Below are 19,859 nucleotides of genomic sequence, written 5' to 3' on the forward strand. Positions count from 1 at the left end.
GACATCCCGATGAGCAGCTTCGAACCAAGCACAGAATTGATCCGCCTCTCCGCCGCCGCGCTCGCCGCGAAGCTCAAGGCGGGCGAGGTCTCCGCCGTCGAGGTCACCCAGGCGCACCTGGACCGCATCGCCTCCGTGGACGGAGAGATCAACGCGTTCCTCCACGTCAACACCAACGAAGCCCTGGCCGTCGCGGCCGAGGTGGACGGCATCCGCGCCGCCGGCGGCGCAGCGGCTGAGGAACTCCACCAGCTGGCTGGCGTTCCCATCGCGGTCAAGGACCTTATTGTCACCATCGGCCAGCCCACAACGGCGGGCTCCAAGATCCTTGAGGGCTGGCGGAGCCCCTACGACGCAACCGTCGTGAGGAAGCTGCGCGCAGCCAAGATGCCGATCCTGGGCAAAACCAACCTGGACGAATTCGCCATGGGTTCCTCCACGGAACACTCCGCCTACGGGCCAACGCGGAACCCGTGGGACCTGGAGCGCATCCCCGGCGGTTCCGGCGGCGGTTCGGCTGCCGCCGTCGCGGCTTTTGAAGCACCGCTGGCGCTGGGCACGGATACCGGTGGTTCCATCCGCCAGCCGGGCGCCGTCACCGGGACGGTGGGCGTGAAGCCCACTTACGGTGCGGTATCCCGCTACGGGGCTATCGCCATGGCTTCTTCGCTGGACCAGATCGGACCGGTCTCGCGCACTGTCCTGGACTCGGCGCTGCTCCAGGAGGTCATCGGCGGCCACGACCCGTACGACTCCACGTCGCTGACGGACCCGTTCGACAACCTGGTGGCGGCAGCCCGCACGGGCAACGTTGAGGGCATGCGGATCGGCATCATCAAGGAACTGCACGGCGAGGGCTACCAGGCCGGCGTTGAGAACCGCTTCAACGAGTCCCTCGAGCTGCTCAAGGAAGCCGGCGCGGAAATCGTGGAGGTTTCCTGCCCCAACTTCAAGTACGCCCTCGGTGCCTACTACCTCATCATGCCGTCCGAAGTGTCCAGCAACCTGGCAAAGTTCGACGGCGTCCGCTATGGAATGCGCGTCCTGCCCAAGGACGGCCCGCTGACCATCGAACGCGTGATGGCCGCAACCCGCGCAGCCGGTTTCGGCGACGAAGTGAAGCGCCGCATCATCCTGGGTACCTACGCCTTGAGCGCCGGCTACTACGACGCCTACTACGGTTCGGCCCAGAAGGTCCGCACGCTGATCCAGCGCGATTTCGCCGCCGCCTTTGCGCAGGCCGACGTCCTGATCTCGCCCACGGCGCCCACCACGGCGTTCAAGCTCGGCGAGAAGCTCAACGATCCACTGGCCATGTACCTGAACGACGTCGCCACAATCCCCGCGAACATGGCAGGGGTACCCGGCCTGTCGCTGCCGGGCGGCCTGGCCGACGAGGACGGGCTGCCGGTAGGCATCCAGTTGCTGGCCCCCGCTCGGGAAGATGCGCGCGTCTACCGTGTTGGCGCAGTCCTCGAGTCCCTGCTCGAAGAAAAGTGGGGCGGGCCGCTGCTGGCACAGGCTCCCGTCCTGGATTCAAACTCAACCGTCGCGGGAGGTTCGCTCTAATGTCCGTTGACACCATCCTCAGCTTCGAAGAAGCCATGGAGAAGTACGATCCCGTCCTTGGCTTCGAGGTCCACGTGGAACTCAACACCAGGACCAAGATGTTCTCCTCCGCGCCCAACGTCTTCGGCGACGACCCCAACACCAACGTCAACGAGGTGGACCTGGGCATGCCCGGCGTCCTGCCCGTCGTGAACAAGGCCGCCGTGGAATCGTCCATCAAGATCGGCCTTGCGTTGAACTGCAAGATCGCGGAGTCTTGCCGCTTCGCGCGGAAGAATTACTTCTACCCGGACACTCCCAAGAACTTCCAGACCTCGCAGTACGACGAGCCGATCGCCTACGACGGCTGGCTTGACGTCGAACTCGAAGATGGCACGGTGTTCCGCGTGGAGATCGAGCGGGCCCACATGGAGGAAGACGCCGGAAAGCTGACCCACCTGGGCGGCCAGGCCGGCCGCATCCAGGGTGCCGACTACTCCCTGGTGGACTACAACCGGGCAGGCGTGCCGCTTGTGGAAATCGTCACCAAGCCGATTGAGGGTGCCGGCAGCCGTGCCCCGGAATTGGCCAAGGCGTACGTTGCTGCGGTCCGTGAAATCGTGAAGAACCTGGGTGTCTCCGAGGCCCGCATGGAGCGTGGCAACGTCCGCTGCGACGCCAACGTTTCCCTGCGCCCGCACGGCCAGGAACGGTTCGGCATCCGCTCCGAGACCAAAAACGTCAACTCACTGCGCGCCGTCGAACACGCCGTCCGCTATGAGATCCAGCGCCACGCTGCCGTCCTGGAGTCCGGCGTGCCGGTCACCCAGGAGACCCGCCACTGGCATGAGGACACGCGTTCGACGACGGCTGGCCGGGAAAAGTCCGACGCCGACGACTACCGCTACTTCCCCGAGCCGGACCTGGTGCCCGTGGTTGCCTCACGTGAATGGGTGGAGGAACTGCGCGCCACGCTGCCCGAGCCTCCCGCTGAGCGCCGCAAGCGGCTCAAGGAAGCCTGGGGCTACTCCGACCTCGAGTTCCGTGACGTCGTCAACGCCGGCGTCATGGACTCCATTGAGGAGACGATCGCTGCAGGTGCTGCTGTTGGACTGACGGCAGACGCCGCGCGCAAGTGGTGGATGGGTGAGATCGTTGGCCGCGCCAAGGCAGCCGACGTCGATCCCGCTGACCTCGGCGTTACGCCGCAGGCCATAGTCGAGCTGAACCAGCTTGTGGTGGACGGCAAGATCAACAACAAGATGGCTTCCCAGGTCCTCGACGGCGTCCTCGCCGGCGAAGGTGCCCCCGCGGAGATCGTGGAAAAGCGTGGCCTCGCCATGGTGTCCGACGACGGCCCGCTGCTGGAAGCCATCGACGCCGCCCTGGCAGCCCAGCCCGACGTCGCGGACAAGATCCGTGGCGGCAAGGTCCAGGCGATTGGTGCGATTGTTGGTGGCGTCATGAAGGCCACCCGCGGCCAGGCAGACGCCGGCCGCGTGCGCGAACTGATCCTCGAGAAGCTCGGCGTCCAGGGCTAAGCGCCGCGGAGCGAGTTGGCAGTTAGCGCGCGTGTTGCGCTTAAACATCGGCGTTAACTGCCAACTCGCGGGGAATGTCTGCGCTAAAAGTGATCCAATTCACAGGAAAAATCCAGTTGTTGGCGGGATCATGATGGCAGCAGCAGTGCTGTGGGATTTAAGCGCTACGGACTGACTGCGCCGAGAGGATATGAGCGATGTCCATGCAGCAGCTTCCTCCATTACCGGACCATGCACCGGGATCATCGTCCGGCTCGCCGGGCGGGAATGACCCCGGACGCCGCCTCAGGACTCGGCGGGCGCTGCTGGCCGGGGCCGTCGTCGTTGCTTTGAGCGGTGCCGGAGCGGCAACCGTCTGGGCGGCCACAGCTACACCCAGCCCGTCGCCGTCGGCCACGTCCTCCCCGTCACCCAGTGCAACTGGTAGTCAGAAACCCGGCAAGGGTGCCCAGCACCTCCACAGCGAGAGTGTGATCAAGAAGGCTGACGGCACAATCCAGACCCTGCTGGCCCAGCGGGGCACGGTGGAATCTGTGAGCGATACTTCGATCACGGTCAAGAGCGAAGACGGCTTCAGCCAGCAATATGCCATCAACGGCGACACGAAGATCACTCGACTTCCCGCAGTTGGTGCCGACGGCAAGGTGGCCAAGAATCCTGACGGTTCGCGGCAGAAGCCGAGTGATATCAAGGCCTCCGACCTCAAGTCCGGCGACACAGTCCGCATTGCGGGTACGAAGAGTGGAAATTCAGCGACCGCCAAGCGGATTGTCGCGGGTGACCTGCCCACTGCGGGCCAAGGCAAAGGGCATGGCTTTGGTTTCGGCAAGGAATTTGGCCGCGGCCATCACTTGGACGACTGACCAGCAACAACCAGTTCGGCCATAACATCGCGCAGTGCGTCGCACACCATCGCCACGGAACGACGCTTCAGGGCTTCCGGACGGGCCAGGATATCGATGCGGCGCACGGCGCTAACGCCAGACAGCGGCCGCAGCACCACGCTTGCGTCGAGGACCCTCAGCGCCGTGAAGCGTGGCAGTAGTCCAATCACGCTCCCGGCGCCCACCAGGGCGGCCACGGTGGAGTAGTCATTGATGCGGTGCAGCACCTTCGCCGGCCGCCCTGCAACAGCGATGACGGCGGACAGGACGTCCGCTGGAGAGTAGCCGGCCCGGCTGGTCACCCAGGGCTGTTCCACCACGTCGTCGGGCAACAGTATCTCGCGTTCGGCAAGTGGATGCCCGGCCGGCAGCGCGACATCGAGGGGCTCTTCCGCGAGCGGGATGACGGCTACCTTGTCGCGAGGCCAGGCTGGTGCGTGTTCCATGCGGTGGGCCAGGACCAGATCGTACCGGGCGGCCAACCCTGGGAAATCCTCTTGGGCCACGTCTTCGTCACTGAGTTTCAATTGCGGCGCCAGGGACGCGTTGATTCCTTCACCTCCCGGTGCGAGTCGTGCCGCAAGCGGCGCGAACAGCGCCTGCCCCGCACTGTGGAAGGCGCTGACGGTCACCGCGGAGTCGGGCGAATCGTGGTAGGCGCCAATGGCTGCCCGCGCGTCTGCCATGGCGTTCACGACGGCGGCACCCGCCTCCGCGAGGACGCGGCCTGCGTCGGTCAGCACCAGGGCGCGGCCCTCCTTGCGTGTCAGCGGAACGTCGACGCTCTTTTGCAGGAGCGCCAGCTGCTGCGAAACCGCCGACGGCGTAACCATCAAGGTCTCGGCTACGGCTTTGACGCTCCCAAGGTCGCCGAGTTCCCGGAGCATCTGCAGCTGATGGATTTCCATTTAGTAAATGCTAAATCGTTGATTGAGAAATACCTAGTTGTACTAAATCATCTGCGGCGTTTCAATGGACTGGAACGGCACCCTGCTCGAGTGAGGAAGATCCAATGAAGGCTCTCTTTAAGTCCGGCCCACGCGCCGGCTTCGACCTTGTCGACCGGCCCGAACCGGAGGCTGGAGCGGGCGACGTCAAGATCCGTGTGATGACCACGGGTATCTGCGGAACCGACCTGCACATCCAATCCTGGGACGCGTGGGCACAGAGCATCATCGAGACACCACTGATCCCGGGCCACGAGTTCTATGGCGAAGTGGTTGAAGTCGGCGAGGATGTGCGGGACGTCAAAGTGGGCGACCGCGTCTCCGGCGAAGGCCACGTGGTGTGCGGCATCTGCCGGAACTGCCGGGCAGGGCGCCGCCAGATGTGCATCCACACGGTGTCCGTCGGGGTGCAACGGGACGGTGCCTTCGCGGAATATGTAGTCATCCCGGAAACGAACGTCTGGGTACACCACGATCCATCCATCACGCCCGAGCTCGGCGCCATCTTCGACCCCTTCGGCAATGCGGTGCACACGGCACTCAGCTTCCCTCTGGTGGGAGAGGACGTCCTGATCACCGGCGCCGGTCCGATCGGGCTGATGGCCATCTCCGTCGCACGGCACGCCGGGGCACGAAAGATCGCCATCACGGATGTGTCCGCGCCTCGGCTGGACCTGGCCCGCCGCATGGGCGTGGACCTCGCCGTTGATGTCTCGCGGATGCGCGTCCGGGACGCCCAGAAGGAACTCGGCATGGTGGAGGGTTTTGACATCGGGCTGGAAATGTCCGGCCACCCCACGGCCCTGCCTGAGATGATCGACAACATGAACCACGGTGGCAGGATCGCCATGCTGGGACTTCCAAGCCAGCCCATCGACATCGACTGGGGCAAGGTGGTCACGCACATGCTGACGCTCAAGGGAATCTATGGGCGGGAGATGTTTGAGACGTGGTACGCCATGAGCGCCATGCTTTCCTCCAATCCGGTACTGCACGCCAACATCTCTGCCGTTGTCACTGATCGCCTTTCCGCGGCGGACTGGGAGAAGGGCTTTGAAATCGCCCGCGCAGGCGTCGGCGGCAAAGTGGTCCTCGACTGGACCGAGATCTAGGTTCGCAAAGGGATCCAAGAACTTTCACCAAGGGGAGCAACGCCATGTACTCAAGCATCAAGGACCAGCTGCAGGACGAACTCGACGAGATTCGCGAGGCCGGACTCTATAAGACCGAGCGACACATCGATTCGCCGCAGGCCAGCCATATTGCGGCCGGCCAGCTGGGCCAGGCCGCCACGGACGTGCTGAATTTCTGCGCCAACAACTACCTGGGCCTCGCTGACCACCCGGACATCATCGCCGCGGCCAAGGAAGCCATGGACAGCAGGGGATTCGGGATGGCGTCAGTGCGCTTTATCTGCGGCACCCAGGATCTCCACCTGGAGCTGGAGAAGAGTGTCTCGCACTTTCTGGGCACCGAGGACACCATCCTCTTTTCAAGCTGCTTCGATGCCAACGGCGGCGTCTTCGAATCCCTGTTCGGCCCCGAGGACGCGGTCATCTCCGACGCCCTCAACCACGCTTCCATCATTGACGGCATCCGACTGTGCAAGGCCCGCCGCTATCGCTACGCCAACCAGGACATGGCGGACCTGGAGGCGCGGCTCCAGGAAGCCTCCAACGGAGACCAAGATGCCGGAGTGGCCCCTGCCCGCCGGAAGATCATCGTGACGGACGGCGTGTTCTCCATGGACGGCTACCTTGCTCCGCTCAAGGACATCTGCGACCTCGCCGAAAAGTACGACGCCCTGGTGATGGTGGACGACTCGCATGCCGTGGGCTTTATGGGACCAACCGGCGCCGGCACGCCCGAGCATGCCGGGGTCTCATCCCGTGTGGACATCTACACGGGCACATTCGGCAAGGCCCTGGGCGGCGCCTCGGGTGGCTACGTCTCCGGACGTGGCGAGATCATCGCAATGCTTCGCCAGAAGGCACGGCCCTACCTGTTTTCCAACTCCCTGGCCCCGGCCATCGTGGCGGCAACCATCAAGGCGCTGGAACTGGTCCAGGGCTCCGGTGAACTCCGCAAACGCCTGTTCGACAACGCCTCGCTCTTCCGCCGACGAATGGTCGAGGAAGGCTTCGACCTGCTCGATGGCGAACATGCCATCATTCCGGTGATGTTCGGTGACGCCGTACTCGCTGCCAGGATCGCGGACCAGATGCTTGCCCATGGCGTCTTCGTCACCGCTTTCAGCTACCCCGTAGTGCCACGCGGTGCAGCCCGAATCCGCGTACAGCTCTCCGCGGCGCATAGCCCGGAAGACGTGGAAGCCTGCGTGCAGGCCTTTGTGGCCAGCCGGGCAGCAGTGGCCAGCTAGCCCCGGCATTGCGGACAGTCCGGCAGATCGCAACTCTGACAAGATAAGGTCATGGCACAGAGCTACGACGTTGTGATCGTTGGTGGGGGTATCGCCGGACTGTCCCTGGCCTCGGCCCTGGCGGGCCGGTGCAGCGTGGCCCTGGTGGAAGCAGAACAGACCCTCGCGTACCACACCTCGTCACGGTCCGCCCGACAGCTTATCCCCAGCTACGGCCCCGACGTCGTGCAGGAACTGACTATCAGGACGCTCGACGTCATCGCCCAACGGGACCGAGAGCTGCCGGTTCCCGTCCTCACACCCCGCAGCTTCATGTTGATTGGCGATGCGAGCAACGTCCGGGCCGAAGCCAGCGGACACATGCAGCCCATTTCGCATGAGGAAGCCCTCCGGCTCTGCCCCGCGTTGAAGCCGGAATCGTTCAGTGCGGCCGGACTGGACACGGGCTCGTTCGCCTGCAACGCACCAGTCCTCCTGGAGGACCACCGCGCCAGGGCCGCCGCCGGCGGCGTGGACATCATCACTGGTGCCCGTGTGCACTCCGCCCAGCGGATCGGCCAGGGCTGGCACCTCGGTGCGGGCCAGGAAGCCCTGGCCGCCGCCGTCGTCGTTAACGCCGCAGGTGCCTGGGCAGATGAGCTGGCCGTGATCAGCGGCGTGGAAAAGCTCGGGCTGCAGCCATACCGGCGCACCGCGGCGATTGTCGACGTCGAATACCCCTTGCCTGAAGGCGCGCCAATGGTGGCTGCGGCGGACAACAGCTTTTACTTCCGAGCGGAGGGAGAACAGGTTCTGGTTTCACCGTCGGAGGCCGTGCCCAGCGGTCCCGAGGACTCAAAACCGGCGCCCGGAGACGTCGAGCGGCTCATTGAGCGGCTCAACCAGCTCACCACCCTGGGCATCTACGCCGTCAGCCGCGCCTGGACGGGGCTGCGCACCGAAGCGGCCGACGGCGTCCCGGTCGCCGGATTCGACGCCGAGGCCCCCGGCTTCTACTGGCTCGCCGGGCAGGGCGGCTACGGATTCCAGACTTCCTCAGCGATGGCAGAACTGGCCGCAACGCAGATCCTGGGCGATTCAGCCGACACCGAGGGGAGTCCGGAATCCCGGACAGCATCGGCGCTCGCAGCCACCCGGTGGTCCATCCGCCGATAAAGAATGGCAACATGAGCATTCTCCTCGGCAACATCGGCGAACTGATGACCCAGGATGCGGAACACCGTGTCCTCCGCGATGCCGCGGTGGTGATGGACGGTGAACGGATCGCGTGGATTGGACCGTCGTCGCAGGCCCCGGCAGCGGATGAGTTCGTTGATGCCGGCGGCAGGGCCGTCCTGCCCGGCTGGGTTGATTCGCACTCGCACTTGGTTTTTGCCGGTGACCGCACAGCAGAGTTTGAGGCCCGGATGGCGGGGGAGTCGTACAGCGCCGGCGGGATCGCAGTGACGGTGTCTGCCACCCGTTCGGCGAGCGATGCGGACCTGGAACGGTTGACTGCCGGGCGCGTCGCCGAGGCGGTGTCCCAGGGGACCACCTATCTGGAGACGAAGACCGGCTACGGGCTGGACGTCCAGCAGGAAGCCCGGAGCGCACGCATCGCGGCGGAATTGGTGGATGAGGTCACCTATCTCGGCGCGCACCTGGTCCCGGCAGGAGTTGATGCAGAGGCATACACCGACCTGGTGTGTGGTCCCATGCTCCAGGCCGTCCGCCCTTACGTGCGCTGGGCCGATGTGTTCTGCGAACGCGGCGCCTTCACCGAGGAGCAGTCACGCAGGGTCCTCCAGGCCTGCAAGGAAGCCGGGCTTGGCCTGCGCGTCCATGGCAACCAGTTGGGAGAAGGCGCGGGGGTGCAGCTTGCCGTAGAGTTCCAAGCCGCCAGCGTGGACCACGTGAACTTTTTGTCAGGCAAGGACATTGACGCGCTGGCAGGGAGCTGGTCGGGCCGGAACGAAGCCCAGGGGAGCGGCCGGCGCGGCACCGTTGCCACCGTTCTCCCGGCGTGCGACCTCTCCACCCGGGCACCGCTGGCACCCGCACGTGAACTGCTCGACGCCGGCATTCCCGTGGCCCTGGCGTCCAACTGCAATCCGGGGACGTCGTACACGAGTTCCATGGCGTTCTGCGTCACCACTGCTGTGCTGCAGATGAAACTCAGCGTTCATGAGGCCGTCCGGGCAGCAACCTACACCGGTGCCCTCGCCTTGGGCAGGGAGACCGGCGACGACGTCGACGGGCAACGGGCGGTGGGTTCCGTCGTCGTTGGCCACCGGGCAGACCTGCACCTCTTGAACGCCCCTTCGGCGACCCATCTGGCCTACCGCCCGGGGATTCCCCTGACCCACGCCGTTTGGCGGAAGGGCAACCGCGTGGCTTAGGGCAAGATAGGACCATGCTGCTAGCGTCGCGCCGTCGTCTCCGGACAGAAGTGCTCATTGTCCTGGGCCTGTCCCTGGGTCAGTCAGCCGTCTATTCGGTGGTCCAACTCCTCGACAAGATGACCCGCGCGCCACTGTCCCAGGCGACGTCCACCCTGAACCGCTCACAGAGTCCGCGGGAATACTTCGACCTCACGTACCAGCTGCTCGATATCGCCTTCGCACTGGTGCCTGTGGCGCTGGTCTTCTACTTCCTCACCGTTCCCAGGCATCCTGGCGAGGAGGGACGAACGGCGTTTGGTCGGCTTGGCTTCGACCTGACCCGCCCGGGCAAGGACCTGCTGCAGGGCGTGGGACTCGCCGCGGCCATCGGCATCCCGTCCTTGGGGCTCTATGCGGCTGGGCGGTCGCTGGGGATCACCACCGCCATCATTCCCAGCGGACTCGACGCATACTGGTGGACTGTCCCGGTGCTCATCCTTTCAGCCATGAGGCACGCCGTGGTGGAGGAAGTCATTGTTGTTGGATACCTGATGGATCGCCTGGGCAGGTTTAGCTGGAGGATGCCCGTCGCGATCGGGGCCAGCGCAGTCCTCCGGGGCAGCTACCACCTGTACCAGGGCTTCGGTCCGTTTATCGGGAACGCGGTGATGGGTGTGCTCTTCGCGTGGCTTTACACGAGGACCCGCCGCGTTATGCCCCTTGTGGTGGCCCACGCCCTCCTGGACATTGTTGCGTTTGTGGGGTTCAGCCTATTTGGCAAAGTTGTGGGGCTTGGCTAGGTCTTAGATTGACCAGGTCTTAAAGCAGTTCGGCCGCCATCATCGGGCGTCGTCATTGACACCCGCTGATGGCGGCCGAAGCGCCTGGGCGAAGCGTCAGATCGTCACGGCGCCCTTGCTGGTTTCGAACGTAACGGACATGATGCCCGGTGTTCCGTGCGGTGCCACCCACTGCACTGCGACATCCTCCAGCGGCTTCTCCACCGGTTCACCCAGCCACTCCGTCACGCGCTCTGCGGAGCCCGCGATGGTGAGGCTGGACATCTTGACGTCACTGGCGTAGGCGTTGGAGGGGTGCAGCGTCGGGTCGCCTTCCCACTTGAGCATGTAGGGGACCTGGGGATCAGCGATGAGCCCCAGAATTCCGATCTGCTGCCAGACAAGTTCACGGCCGTCCGGGAACTTGCGGTTGCCGGGAACCGCGGAGCGTCCCAGGCGCCTTTCAAAGGGGGCCAGGTCGTTTACAGAGACACACCATCCCATCCAGCCCCCTCCGGCCGCTGAACGCGCCCGGACTGCCTGGCCAAACGGAGCCTTGTCGGATGCCGGGTGGTCCAGGACCTCCACGACTTCGACGTACTTGTGGTCTGCCAGGGGAATAATCATGTTGCGGGTTCCGAAGCGCGGGTGTACGCCCCCCTTGACGGCCTCAACGCCGAGTGCCGCGGAAATCCGCTCTGCTGTGGCCGCTAGGCCATCGTGTTCACAAGCGTAAGAAACGTGATCCATGCGCATGGCTTCATCTTGGCACTTTGTGATTGGCCTCTCAGCTTAGGGTTACCTAAGCTGAGGTGGTTGTTACTTGCAGTCGTAATGCTGGATTTTCGGAGCCCCTTGGTCACCCGCCAAGGTAGTAGCCGAACGTGTCCGCGATGAGTTGTACGGTGCCGTTTGAAGTGTTTTTGAAGGCAATTTTGCCGTCAGTGGAGATCGGAGTGACGGCGAAATTCGGAATCGTTTGGGCAGGTCCGTAGTTGACGTTGGAGCTGGACGGCAGGGCGGTTCCGCCCGCGAACGCGGTGATGTAGCCCGCCGACGTCGGTTCAGTAACAGTGATGTTCAGGGCGAGCGCGGATACGTTGTTGGCTGGCACCCCGTTGCTGCCTGTGACTTTCACCGCTATGAGCTGTCCCGGGCCTAACGGGCCTGTCACCCCGCCCACTCCGGTGCGGGTGTCCAATTGGCGCGCGGGCGATGCCAGGCTCTTGAAGGTTCCCGGAGCCGTAGGCGTGCCACCAAGGACATAGCCGAAACTATCCGCGATCAGCTGGACCGTGCCATTCGACGTATTCGTGAATGACACTTTCCCATCCACCGATACAGGCACCAGGGCGAAGTTCGGCACTGTCTGGCTGGGGCCGTAGTTGACGTTGGATGTTCCGGGCGGAGTGGTTCCCCCGGCATGTGCCGTGATAAAGCCCGACGACGACGGTTCAGTCACCGTGATGTTCATCGCTACCGCGGACGCGCCCGGCAAGATGCCTCCACGTCCGGCCACCGTGAAGGTAATCGTTTGGCCCGGTCCAACGGGTCCTGTTACGTTGCCGGTGCCGTCCCGGCTGTCGAGAAGCCTTGCGGGGCTGAGGGCCGAAAACGATCCGGATGCAGTCGGGCGTCCGGACAGGTAGTAGCCCGAGACGTCGGCAATAAGGTGCACGAAGCCACTGGAAGTGTTGGTGAATGACACCGCGGCATAGGGCAGCGTGCCGCCGGTTACCGGCGTGATGGCGAAATTGGCAACGGTTTGGCCAGGGCCGTAATTGACGTTCGACGTTGGCGACGCGGACATGCCTCCGGCCTGGGCGGTGATATATCCTGCCGCGGTGGTCTCGGTTACTGTGATGTTCATCGCGATGGCTGACACACCATTGCTTGGGATCCCGCCGCGTCCGGCGACCATAACAGTGATGGTTTGACCCGGGCCGATCGGCCCTGTCGGTACTCCTGTCCCGATCCGCGAATCGAGTAGTCGGTAGGGAGCCCGGGCAACGAATCCGCCAGCAACACTCACCGAACCGTTGCTGTCGTTGGGTCCTGCATACAGTAGGCGATCCGGCGACCCCGCGCCACGATTGGTGACGGTGCCCGTCGTGGCGGCAGCTGTGAGGGCTGACGCCACCTGCGCTGGGGACCAGGATGGGTGCAGGGCAAGCAACTGGGCAGCGGCACCAGCAACGTGGGGTGAGGCCATCGACGTTCCGTTGAGCTCGGCTACGGCATTGTCGGCTGTCATCCAGTCGGATGCAATCTTGACGCCCGGGGCAAACAAGTCCACGCAGGTGCCGAAGTTGGAAAAGGCAGCCCGCCCGTCGAAGCTATCTGTTGCCGCGACGGTCAAAGCATCTGGAACGCGTGCAGGGGAGAAGGAGCAGGCGTCAGTGTTTTTGTTCCCGGCCGCAACCGTAACTGTCACTCCGTCATTAATTGCGGATTGGATAGCGGTGTCCACTGCGGAATCGCCATCGGTTGACAGGCTCAGGTTTGCCACTGCGGGAGTGTTGTTCTGGTGGCGGGCCACTATCCAGTCAAGGGCCGCGATGACATCAGAGGTCCATCCTCCGCCGTCGCAGTCCAGTACTCGAAGCGGGACCAGCGTGGCCGACTTGGCCACACCGAAGTAGCTGCCGGCAGCTGTGCCTGCCACGTGGGTTCCGTGGCCATTGCAATCTTCGGTGGCGGGTTTGTCCGCGAAGGCGGTCCACCCGGCGGTCACGCGGCCGCCAAAGTCTAGGTGCGAGGCGCGGATGCCGGTGTCGATTATGTAGATGTCCACGCCCGAGCCTGAGGTCTCCGGGGTGAAGGATCCCGATAAGGGTTGCGTGCGCTGGTCGATGCGGTCAAGGTTCCACGGTGCGGGCGCCTGCGTCGCTTCCAGGGTCACGCGTTGGTCGCGCCGCACGCTCGAAACCCCGTCCGTTCGGGACAATTCCGCCGCTTTCTCCGGCGTGGCCGTCACAACGGCGCCCTTGAGCGCGTGCTCAAGGGTTTCCCCGACCCGGACTCCCTTGGTCTTCAGCTCGGAGGCTTTGGCAGCCGCGTTCGTGTCGCCGTCGAACGTCACGACATAGCGGTCCTCGCCGGGGCCCGGCTCCGGCGCGGGGACGCCCTCGGCGGAGCGAACAGGCGAATCGGTGCCGGCTACGGAAGGGGAGGGGGACGGATTGCCGGAATCCTCCGTCGACCACGCCGGGGCTGTCCCAAAACCTGACAGAACAACGGCGGCCACAAGGACGCCCAAGACCTTCGGAAAACGCATATGCTCCCCTGCATCGCACTGCCGGCAGTCGCCGAGCCCCAAAGCCGCACAACGCGGGCGGCGGGCCGATTCTACCGGTCAAAGCTGAAGCACGGGAACTCCCTCAGCGGCGGTTCCCGCCACGACGTCAGACTGGGACACATAGCAGTCACAAAGCTGTCACATTCTTGGGCCATGGCTGCAGCCCTTCCGTACACTTCATGGAAGGTCATGAGTGCCAGCGACAGCCCCGGCTTGCTGGCCGGCAACCCTCCACCGCGGCGGGGTGCCCCGGGTGAAGACCTGGCCTGTCGTACTGCTGACGGCGGGCAAGCGCGATGAAGAGGTCTATGACATGTCGATTACCGCGGCAGCCGAAACGCCATCGGAAACCACCAACGGGGAAGCCCTGAACAGTGTCCCGGACGGAACGGGCAGTATCCCTGAAGGAACTCTCCAGTACCTGTCCATCGGCGCCCTGGAACTCGAGGCCGGTGGCTTCCTGCCTGAGGTAACGCTGGCGTTTGAGACCTGGGGCAAACTCAACGGGGACGCCTCCAATGCCGTTCTCATCCAACACGCCCTGACCGGCAGCACGCACGTCACACGAGGCAGTAGTGACGAGGACGGCTGGTGGGAACAGTTGGTTGGGCCCGGCGCCCCCGTGGACACCGGAAAGTACTTCGTGGTGTCCGTCAACATCGTTGGCGGCTGTTACGGCAGCACCGGCCCCGCATCGCCGGGCCCCGACGGTCGCCCCTGGGGATCGCGTTTCCCCCTGGTGACCCTGCGAGACAGCACTGCCGCGGAAGCCAGGCTGGCCGATGCCCTGGGCATCGACAGTTGGTACGCAGTGATCGGCGGCTCCATGGGGGGTGCCCGCGCCCTGGAATGGGCAGTCACCTACCCCGAGCGGGTGAAGCGCTGTGGCGTGGTGTCCGTCGGAGCCTACAGCACTGCTGAGCAGATCGCCTTCGCGCAGGCCCAGACGCTCGCCATCAGGCAGGACCCCAACTTCAGGGACGGAGACTACTACGACGGTCCCGCACCGGAGGCTGGCCTAGCCCTTGCACGGCGGATTGCACATATCACCTACCGCTCAGCCACCGAGTTCGACGTCCGCTTTGGCCGGAACGCGCAGGGGACGGAAACGCCGCTGGAAGCCGCGCGCCTGGACCGCCGCGGCCGCTACCAGGTGGAAAGCTACCTCGACCACCAGGGCACAAAGCTGGTCCGGCGCTTCGACGCGAACAGCTACATCGCCATCACCGAGGCGCTCATGAGCCACGACGTCACCAGGGGGCGGGGCACGCTCAAGGACGCGCTCAGCCGCACCACGGCACACTTCTTCATCGCCGCCGTGAGCACTGACCGCCTGTATTTCCCTGCGCAGTCCCGTGAACTCGCTGACGCGCTGCCGGGCGATGTTCCGGTCTACCTCATCGAGGCACCGATTGGGCACGACGGCTTCCTCACCGAAATCGGCCAGCTCAACGAGCAGTTGCGGCAGGACTTCTTCGGCTGAATCAGCCGTCCATGATCTCCTGGCGTCGCTTCATGTAGTCCTCCAGGGAGATCTTCCCCTGCGTGAACAGATCATCGAGCTCCGCCAACTTGCGTGCCCGGTAACCTTTGGGCGCGGGTCCCGTATCGCTTGCCGGTTCCGGTGGAGCAGTAGGGCCCGACGGCGGCATGGCGCCCGACGGCGGCATGGCGCCAGGAGGCTGTTGGGGAACCGGCTGTTGGGCAATAGGGGGCGGGTACGGGCCGGGCGGATAGGAATGGGGAGGGTACGGGCCGGGCGGATAGGAATGGGGAGGGTACGGGCCGGGCGGCGGAATGATCAGCGGCGGCTCGTGGCGCGGGTCGCCGTAGCCCCGGTCCATGCCAGGGTAGCCCCGGTAGCCTCCGTAGTCCCGGTCCATGCCAGGGTAGCCACGGTAACCTCCGTAATCCCGGTTCTCATCGATAATCCGGCGATTGCGGGAGCGGTGATACATGCGGATGCCCACCGGAATGACCCATGAGAGCACGATGATCCAAAAGAACATGTTGTTCACGGCACAGCACCTCCCGGCTGTTCTTCAAGTTTAAGTCCGGCGCCTGGGTCAGGTGGCACCGCCCGCGCCGGAGATGCGCGCAGCGGGCATCCCCAGGAATTCCCCGTAGTCCCGGACCGCGGCGTCAATGGCCTGCTCAATGGCGTTGTCAACGGGAACTGTCATCCTGACGTCGACTTCGCAGCCATCCCGGAGGAAGTTATGCCGCCACCATCCGGCCAGTTTCCCGTCCAAGAGCACCACGTGTATGGGCAGTTCCGCCGTTGGGAAGACCGACGCCATTCCGCCGAGGTAGTGCCGGGTTTCCGAGTAGCCCATGATGTATTCGTCGTAGCACTGGATGAGGTCGATTCGCGGTCCCGCCCCGCCGTCCCAGTCCACGTCGTCGTCCGCTAGTCGCCCGCCGTCGTCGTACTTTTCCGTGAAGTGGAAGGCGACGCCGTCCACGTTTACCGTTGACAGCGCCCCGGGGTCCCGGTCCTCCGCAAGGGCGAGCCCGAGCCTCACATCCTTCTGGGTGAGCCCGGACCACGTGGCGCAGTCCTTCACCGTGGCCGGACCGCGGCTGGAAAAGTATCGCCACGCCAGTTCGGCCAGAGCCAATCCGGGCTCCACGGAAGGCTGTCCCACACGCTCCTCGAAGAGGGCATACGTTTGCTTCAACGCACCGCCGGGAGAACGCACGGGGATGCCGCTGACCAGCACACCGTTTACTTCGGCGTGCATAATCACGTAGGCGAGTTCGAGCCCCTTGCCGGCGAAGCCAGCGCTGCGAAGGACGTCCGCCAGTTCCTCGCGCGTTTTGTGGGCGCCCCCGGCAACAGCTTCGCCCACCAACTCGTCCCCGCGGCGGGCGGCCACTTCATCGAGCCCCGTCTGCCGGTACATTCCGCGGTTGATTTGGTGCAAGCGGGGAGCGGAGAGCGGCATGAGCCAGCCCAAGTCGTCCCTATGGACAAAATGCCAGGTGGGACGAAGGACATGCGTCCGGAGGATGCCTCCGTCCGCCACCGCCGCTTCGACGCCGCCCGCGCTCGCAGCCGTACTGCGCTGCCCGAGGGTCCAGCGCGCGTAGGCGAACTCCTGCGACTGGACCGCCAGGAGGTCCCTGAGCGCCGCCTGGGGCGTGGCTGCACGGCGCCCGCGCAGCCGCTGACTGCGGAGCCTGAGGCTGACCAGCGCGGCGGCGTCCATGCGTTAGCTAGCTTTGCGGAATGACGACGCCGGACTCGCGTCCAGTGCCGAAAACTGGTCCCGGCGTTGGCCGCTTGGGGCTGATTCCGTCCCCCGAGGATTGGTGCCTCAGGCGTCGGATGACCCACGGTACAAAGTACTCGCGGGCCCAGACCAGGTCCTCGGTACGCGCCTCCCGCCATGTCCGCGGAGGGAGGGGCTTTGGTGCCAGCGGTTCCAGGGTGTGCGGCACATTCAGCGCCTCCAGCACCATCATGGCTATTGTGTGGTGCCCCAGCGGAGAGAAGTGCAGGCGGTCCTCGTCCCACATCCTGGGATCGGCCAGTTGTCGCAGGGACCACATGTCCGCAACGATCGCGTCGTGCCGTGCAGCTACCGTGCGCAGGTTCTCGTTGTAAATCGCCACCTTGCCGCGGATCCTCGCCAGTACCGTGGACACGGTATCCGGCCCGTTGAAAAGAATCACTGTGGCACCGCCGGCGCCCAGGCGTCCCACAGCGTCGTCCAATTTTTCCGCCAGGGCGTCCGGGTCGCCGCCCGGACGGATGAGGTCGTTGCCGCCGGCGGAAATAGAGACGAGATCCGGCTTGAGGGCGAGGCATGGCTCCAGCTGCTGGTCGATGATCTGCTGCAGCAGCCTGCCACGGATGGCCAGGTTCGCGTAGGCGAAATCGTCGTGACCGCGGCTCAGTTCCTCGGCAACCCGGTCTGCCCAGCCACGATGGCCGCCCGGGCTGCTGGGTTCCGGATCTCCAATGCCCTCGGTGAAGGAGTCACCGATCGCTACGTAGCGGCTCCACGGGTGGGTGGTTGCACCGCTGACCGTCACTGAGTGGGCAATGATGTCGCTCACTGTTTTCCTGCCTTCCGCGTCGAAAGCCCCGCGGTGCTCCCGGTTCGGAAGCCCCTCGGGCGAAGCGTGTTACTTGTGGGTAACTGTAAGAATAGACCCATGACTGACGCCCCGGAATTCCCCGCCCCCGTTGTCCTCTGGTCCCACGACGAGCAGGAGCGTGCCGGCAGGCCACTGTTGGTCCTCCTCCATGGCTACGGAGCCAACGAACGGGACTTGTTCAGCCTGGCAGGGATGCTCCCCGAGGAATTCGCCGTGGCTTCCGTGCGCGCGCCCATGCCAATGGGCCCTGGGTTCACGTGGTTCCCGCTGACGCAGTCCATCGATTACTCCCTGGACGCCGTAAAGCACGCCGCCGACTACGTTGACGCCTGGCTCGACTCCGTTCGGGACGGGCATCCCTCTGTGTCGCTTCTTGGATTCTCGATGGGCATGGCGATGGCCACCACGCTGCTGCGGCGCCGACCGGCGGACTATGCGGCCGTCGTCGGACTTTCAGGGTTTGCCGTCGACGCCGGTGCGGACCCCACGTTCCGGGACGCGGAGATGGACGGAACCGTGCCCATGTTCTGGGGCCGCGACCAACAGGACCCCGTGATCACACCGGACAAGATCGAGTTCACCATGGGCTGGGTCCGCAAGCACGTGAAGCTCACCAAAGTGCTGTACACGGGCATGTGGCACGGCATCAACGAGCAGGAAGTGGGTCACGTCCGCGAGTTCCTGGCCCACGAGGTGCTCAAGGCCTAGCCGGGCCCCTAAGCCGACACCCGGACGGTCCGTCCGTTCACGGTCACGGTGTCTCCGGCGTGGAGCTGCCGGCCCCGGCGCTCTTCGATATCCCCGTTGACCTTCACCAGGCCGTTCCTGATGAGGTCAGCGGCCTCGACGCCGTCTTCCACCAGGTTGGCGAGCTTCAGCAGCTGGCCAAGGCGGATCATCTCATCACGGATGGGGATCTCTTCGATTTCCGGGTTGCTCATACTGCCATCATGCCTGACATAGGGTGGATGGAATGGCCCCATCATCCCCGCGAACCGGACTCCCGCCTGCCGCCGGACTGCTGGTGGCAGTCGTCGCCGGCCTCGCCATCCCGGTTCAGGGCCGTATTAACGGCGCCCTTGGAGTCAGGCTCGACGACGGCATAGCGGCCGCTGTGGTGAGCTTCACCACAGGACTGCTCTTGATGATTGTTATAGGGTTTGCACTGCCGAAAGGCCGGCAGGGGCTGGCCCGCATTCTGCCGGCCCTGAAGAACCGCAGTTTTCCGCCTTTCTATGCCTTGGCTGGAGCCATCGGCGCCTTCTTTGTGTTTTCGCAGTCGTTTACCGTGGGCATTTTGGGTGTGGCGCTGTTTACCGTCGCGACCGTGACGGGTCAGACGGTTAGCGGCCTGTTGGTGGACAGGACGGGATTCGGTCCCGGCGGCAGGCGGTCCATCACCCGCCTCCGGCTCTTGGGCAGCGTCCTGACGATCGCGGCCGTCGCGTGGGCGGTGTCGCCGCGGTTCGCGGGGGGATCCGCGGGGGCCGCAGGGGCAGCGAGCGACGTCGGCGCAGCGAGCGACGTCCGCGCGCTCCTGGCGCTCGTCATCCTGCCGGTCATCAGTGGTTTCCTCATGAGCTTCCAGCAGGCCATGAACGGCACCGCTGCAGTTGCCTACGGTACGCCGATGGCCGCCACGCTGGTGAATTTTGTTGCCGGATCATTGGTGTTGTGGGTTGCCTGGCTGATCAAAGTGGCCGTGGCGGGTGCCGGGCGAGAGCTCCCGGGGGAGTGGTGGTACTACCTGGGCGGCCCCATGGGGTGCGTTTTTATAGGCCTTGCCGCCCTGCTTGTTCGCAGCCTGGGCGTCCTGGTGACTGGCCTCGGAATGATCGCCGGACAGCTTCTTGGATCACTGGCCCTCGACATCGCGGTTCCGGCACCAGGTGCGGTTGTGGCGCCGGAGACAGTCCTCGGAACCATACTTACGCTGGCATCAATCGTTGTGGCCACTCTTCCATGGCCCAAGGGGGCCTTGGGGCGGAAGAGACGGCCAAAAGGCTTGTAGGCTA

General features: G+C 64.8%; 18 protein-coding genes and 1 riboswitch. Of the genes, 11 read left to right on the plus strand and 7 right to left on the minus strand.

What is annotated here, in order from left to right:
* Positions 1–9: 9 nt before the first annotated feature.
* The 3 genes from gatA to LD110_RS12785 all read left to right on the plus strand — a co-directional run bounded on the left by gatA (position 10) and on the right by LD110_RS12785 (position 3,952).
* Positions 10–1,569, plus strand: a complete 1,560-nt coding sequence (gene gatA, locus LD110_RS12775) for an Asp-tRNA(Asn)/Glu-tRNA(Gln) amidotransferase subunit GatA (protein WP_225499199.1) — start codon at positions 10–12, stop codon at positions 1,567–1,569.
* Complete coding sequence (gene gatB / locus LD110_RS12780) at positions 1,569–3,089, plus strand: Asp-tRNA(Asn)/Glu-tRNA(Gln) amidotransferase subunit GatB (protein WP_225499200.1); 1,521 nt, start codon at positions 1,569–1,571, stop codon at positions 3,087–3,089. The genes gatA and gatB overlap by 1 nt, the downstream gene beginning before the upstream one ends.
* Positions 3,090–3,286: 197 nt before the next feature.
* Positions 3,287–3,952 (plus strand): hypothetical protein, encoded by a 666-nt coding sequence (locus LD110_RS12785; protein WP_225499201.1) that lies wholly within the window; start codon positions 3,287–3,289, stop codon positions 3,950–3,952.
* Here LD110_RS12785 and LD110_RS12790 read toward each other — a convergent pair.
* Positions 3,937–4,881, minus strand: coding sequence for a LysR family transcriptional regulator (locus tag LD110_RS12790; protein WP_225499202.1), 945 nt, complete (start codon positions 4,879–4,881; stop codon positions 3,937–3,939). The two genes, LD110_RS12785 and LD110_RS12790, sit on opposite strands and share 16 nt — an antisense overlap.
* Positions 4,882–4,985: 104 nt before the next feature.
* Between LD110_RS12790 and tdh the strand changes: the two genes are divergently transcribed.
* From tdh to LD110_RS12815, 5 genes are read left to right on the plus strand one after another with little or no spacing between them, the layout of a single operon-like run.
* Positions 4,986–6,032 (plus strand): L-threonine 3-dehydrogenase, encoded by a 1,047-nt coding sequence (tdh, locus tag LD110_RS12795; protein ID WP_225499203.1) that lies wholly within the window; start codon positions 4,986–4,988, stop codon positions 6,030–6,032.
* Positions 6,033–6,076: 44 nt separating this feature from the next.
* Complete coding sequence (locus LD110_RS12800; protein WP_225499204.1) at positions 6,077–7,300, plus strand: glycine C-acetyltransferase; 1,224 nt, start codon at positions 6,077–6,079, stop codon at positions 7,298–7,300.
* Between the two features lie 51 nt (positions 7,301–7,351).
* Positions 7,352–8,455 carry an FAD-binding oxidoreductase gene (locus LD110_RS12805; protein ID WP_225499205.1) on the plus strand — a complete coding sequence of 368 codons (1,104 nt, stop codon included), beginning with the start codon at positions 7,352–7,354 and terminating at the stop codon, positions 8,453–8,455.
* 11 nt (positions 8,456–8,466) lie between these two features.
* The gene (gene hutI, locus LD110_RS12810) at positions 8,467–9,678 is read left to right on the plus strand and encodes an imidazolonepropionase (RefSeq protein WP_225499206.1); all 1,212 of its coding nucleotides are present in this window, start codon (positions 8,467–8,469) and stop codon (positions 9,676–9,678) included.
* 14 nt (positions 9,679–9,692) lie between these two features.
* Positions 9,693–10,460 carry a CPBP family intramembrane glutamic endopeptidase gene (locus LD110_RS12815; protein WP_225499207.1) on the plus strand — a complete coding sequence of 256 codons (768 nt, stop codon included), beginning with the start codon at positions 9,693–9,695 and terminating at the stop codon, positions 10,458–10,460.
* Positions 10,461–10,556: 96 nt separating this feature from the next.
* Here LD110_RS12815 and LD110_RS12820 read toward each other — a convergent pair whose 3' ends face one another.
* Together LD110_RS12820 and LD110_RS12825 are read right to left on the minus strand one after the other, a co-directional pair.
* Positions 10,557–11,195 carry a VOC family protein gene (locus tag LD110_RS12820; protein WP_225499208.1) on the minus strand — a complete coding sequence of 213 codons (639 nt, stop codon included), beginning with the start codon at positions 11,193–11,195 and terminating at the stop codon, positions 10,557–10,559.
* Positions 11,196–11,298: 103 nt separating this feature from the next.
* The gene (locus LD110_RS12825) at positions 11,299–13,716 is read right to left on the minus strand and encodes a S8 family peptidase (protein ID WP_225499209.1); all 2,418 of its coding nucleotides are present in this window, start codon (positions 13,714–13,716) and stop codon (positions 11,299–11,301) included.
* A 206-nt stretch (positions 13,717–13,922) separates the two neighbouring features.
* Positions 13,923–14,037: riboswitch (SAM riboswitch) on the plus strand.
* A gap of 19 nt (positions 14,038–14,056) precedes the next feature.
* Between LD110_RS12825 and LD110_RS12830 the strand changes: the two genes are divergently transcribed.
* Entirely contained in the window at positions 14,057–15,220 is a 1,164-nt protein-coding gene (locus LD110_RS12830; RefSeq protein ID WP_374200340.1) for a homoserine O-acetyltransferase, read from the plus strand.
* 1 nt (position 15,221) lies between these two features.
* Here LD110_RS12830 and LD110_RS12835 read toward each other — a convergent pair whose 3' ends face one another.
* The 3 genes from LD110_RS12835 to LD110_RS12845 are packed head-to-tail and all read right to left on the minus strand — an operon-like array spanning position 15,222 to position 17,802.
* Entirely contained in the window at positions 15,222–15,746 is a 525-nt protein-coding gene (locus LD110_RS12835) for a hypothetical protein (protein ID WP_225499276.1), read from the minus strand.
* A 57-nt stretch (positions 15,747–15,803) separates the two neighbouring features.
* Positions 15,804–16,949, minus strand: coding sequence for a winged helix DNA-binding domain-containing protein (locus LD110_RS12840; RefSeq protein WP_225499211.1), 1,146 nt, complete (start codon positions 16,947–16,949; stop codon positions 15,804–15,806).
* A gap of 7 nt (positions 16,950–16,956) precedes the next feature.
* Positions 16,957–17,802 carry an SGNH/GDSL hydrolase family protein gene (locus tag LD110_RS12845; protein ID WP_225499212.1) on the minus strand — a complete coding sequence of 282 codons (846 nt, stop codon included), beginning with the start codon at positions 17,800–17,802 and terminating at the stop codon, positions 16,957–16,959.
* Between the two features lie 99 nt (positions 17,803–17,901).
* Between LD110_RS12845 and LD110_RS12850 the strand changes: the two genes are divergently transcribed.
* On the plus strand, positions 17,902–18,552 hold the full coding sequence (locus LD110_RS12850) for an alpha/beta hydrolase (RefSeq protein ID WP_225499213.1): 651 nt from the start codon (positions 17,902–17,904) through the stop codon (positions 18,550–18,552).
* 8 nt (positions 18,553–18,560) lie between these two features.
* Here LD110_RS12850 and LD110_RS12855 read toward each other — a convergent pair whose 3' ends face one another.
* Positions 18,561–18,785 carry an RNA-binding S4 domain-containing protein gene (locus tag LD110_RS12855; RefSeq protein ID WP_225499214.1) on the minus strand — a complete coding sequence of 75 codons (225 nt, stop codon included), beginning with the start codon at positions 18,783–18,785 and terminating at the stop codon, positions 18,561–18,563.
* A gap of 32 nt (positions 18,786–18,817) precedes the next feature.
* Here LD110_RS12855 and LD110_RS12860 point away from each other — a divergent pair, with 32 nt between their 5' ends.
* The gene (locus LD110_RS12860) at positions 18,818–19,855 is read left to right on the plus strand and encodes a DMT family transporter (RefSeq protein ID WP_225499215.1); all 1,038 of its coding nucleotides are present in this window, start codon (positions 18,818–18,820) and stop codon (positions 19,853–19,855) included.
* Positions 19,856–19,859: the final 4 nt, after the last annotated feature.

The sequence above is a fragment of the Arthrobacter sp. M4 genome, from assembly GCF_020251205.1.
Taxonomy (GTDB): Bacteria; Actinomycetota; Actinomycetes; order Actinomycetales; family Micrococcaceae; genus Arthrobacter.